Origin of the sequence: Shewanella surugensis, from assembly GCF_023284005.1 — a bacterium.
Taxonomy (GTDB): domain Bacteria; phylum Pseudomonadota; class Gammaproteobacteria; order Enterobacterales; family Shewanellaceae; genus Shewanella; species Shewanella surugensis.
Window position 1 is genome coordinate 1 of record NZ_JAKIKS010000279.1, and the last position, 2,157, is coordinate 2,157.

The following is a 2,157-nucleotide window of genomic DNA, read 5'->3' on the forward strand; positions in this document are numbered from 1 at the left end:
CCAATGCTGAATTTTTAATTAACATGAGGCCAAGAAAGGCGTTAAACTTTCTCAGTCCTTATGAGTTTTTAACAGGTAAACGTGTGTCGCTTATTGCTGAGATCTAGGATGCGCCATCATGTGCATTTGAGCACTGAACTTATCTATCAAGAGAGTACGACAATTCGCACTCTAGTAGATAGTGGCGCTATAGGCCTCATTGATGCGTATTATGATATTAATTCCGGCAAAGTGAACTTTAATGCATTTCATCAACCAAAAACGTAATATCTTACACAGTATCAATAAGAAATGCGTTTTAAAGAACATTACTCATATTTTCAGCCGAATGTACTCCCTTCTCTGAACTGTGCGTTAAAAAAAGGATAGCAGTCACAATGAACATAACAATAAAAATAGGTATTTTAGGGTTCAATCTTATGGCCCTTTTGCTCATAAACTCCGTTTATGCCCAAGAGCCTTCATCCAAGAGTCACCTAAACAATACCCAATATGGCATCTATTTAGAAGGCTACGCTTACCCATATCCCGTGAGTTTTTTAACTCTGAACACCCAAGGTCAGCAATTGAAGATGGCCTATATGTACATAAAGGCCAATAAGCCTAATGGTCAATCTATCTTATTACTGCATGGTAAAAATTTTAATGGCATGTACTTTAAGCAAGTCATTGCTCATTTAAGACAAGCGGGGTTCAATGTGCTAGTACCAGATCAAATTGGCTTTGGAAAATCATCCAAGCCGACTCACTATCAATATAGTTTTCAACAGTTAGCGCAACACACCAAAAGCTTACTGGATGAACTCAGCATCAAAAAAACTTTGCTATTAGGTCATTCTATCGGTGGAATGCTTGCCACTCGTTTCGCGCTCATGTACCCAGACACAACCACAAAACTCATCCTTGAAAGCCCTGTGGGATTGGAAGATTGGAAGCTTAACGTCCCCTATCCTAAAGGCGGCGTCGATTTTTGGTATCAAAGCGAACTGGCAAAAACATCTGAAAAAATCAAGCAATATCAGCTCACTCATTATTATAACAACCAATGGAAACCAGAGTATCAACCCTATGTAGACGTCATTGCAGGCTTTATTAGCAGCCCGGATTATCCCAGATATGCATGGAATTCAGCATTGATCTACGAGATGATGTTTACTCAACCTGTTGTTTATGAATTTAAAAACTTAACCATGCCAACCCTGCTGATTATCGGGAAAAAAGATACCACCGCCCTAGGCAAAAACTGGGTAACCCCTGACATCGCTAAAACCATGGGCAATTACCCAGCACTCGGTAAAAAAGCCGCAGCCCTCATTCCCGATGCCACTTTAATTGAATTAGAGAATGTCGGTCACCTGCCGCATATACAAGCTTTCGACCGTTTCATGACACCTTTGATGGCTTTTCTTCAGCCTCAATGAATTCAATCTCAATGAATTTATTGCCATTTTCGGCATGGTAGACAAGGTTGTCTGCCATATTAATGCAACAAGCCTATTCGGTCTCTAATACCTGAGCGCACATGGAAAAATGAAACGCTTTGGTTCCTAAGGTATCTTGCTCAAAATTAACACTTCGAATAATGTTATTATTGTCCACAAGCGCTGATAATCGGCAGGTTCTCACCGAACGGCCACTCGACAGGGGATCTATTTCATCATCACTGCCTTCTCGTAAAGGCGGGCCATTATGGATACTGGTCATCGGCGTCTGTATCACTTCCTTGATTAACCAACCATATTGTATATCGCCATTAGCAATGCCATATTGACTCTGAGGCATACCAATAATGCTCACCAGTGCATCAATCGACTTGCCTTGATAAGTTTGATTCACCGTCCGTTCTGTCGATGCGGTCGTCGAACAAGCAGATAATAATAAAACGGAAAAAATCACAAAACACTTCAGGAAGGTTTTCATCAAACGGCCTTTATCTGACATTGAGCTATCGAGCCTACCACCGCTGCCGCGCTAACAACAGCAGTATGCCCAACAAATAGCCGTATGAATAAAAACTCTATCATCTCTTACCCAGTCAGGGGATCAGGCTAGGGGGCGTTGACAATTACGCTAACCAAATCATAGAAGCAGCTAATTGAAGCGTCCCTAAATAGTACTTAGCCTTTCTCTCATAGCGCGTAGCCACTCTACGGAACT

At 41.4% G+C, this 2,157-nt stretch carries 2 protein-coding genes and 1 pseudogene; 2 read left to right on the plus strand and 1 reads right to left on the minus strand.

What is annotated here, in order from left to right; all coding sequences use genetic code 11:
- Positions 1 to 107, plus strand: a pseudogene (locus L2764_RS26885) (IS30-like element ISVsa7 family transposase); the annotation flags it as partial.
- Between the two features lie 270 nt (positions 108 to 377).
- Entirely contained in the window at positions 378 to 1,421 is a 1,044-nt protein-coding gene (locus L2764_RS26890; RefSeq protein WP_248943399.1) for an alpha/beta fold hydrolase, read from the plus strand.
- Positions 1,422 to 1,494: 73 nt separating this feature from the next.
- Here the strand turns inward: L2764_RS26890 and L2764_RS26895 are convergent, their stop codons facing one another.
- The gene (locus L2764_RS26895) at positions 1,495 to 1,920 is read right to left on the minus strand and encodes a hypothetical protein (RefSeq protein ID WP_248943400.1); all 426 of its coding nucleotides are present in this window, start codon (positions 1,918 to 1,920) and stop codon (positions 1,495 to 1,497) included.
- Positions 1,921 to 2,157: the final 237 nt, after the last annotated feature.

Bases quoted from the DNA above. Each gene is read 5' to 3' on its own strand.
- L2764_RS26890 (WP_248943399.1), top strand. From the start codon at position 378: ATGAACATAACAATAAAAATAGGTATTTTAGGGTTCAATCTTATGGCC.
- L2764_RS26895 (WP_248943400.1), bottom strand. From the start codon at position 1,920: ATGAAAACCTTCCTGAAGTGTTTTGTGATTTTTTCCGTTTTATTATTA.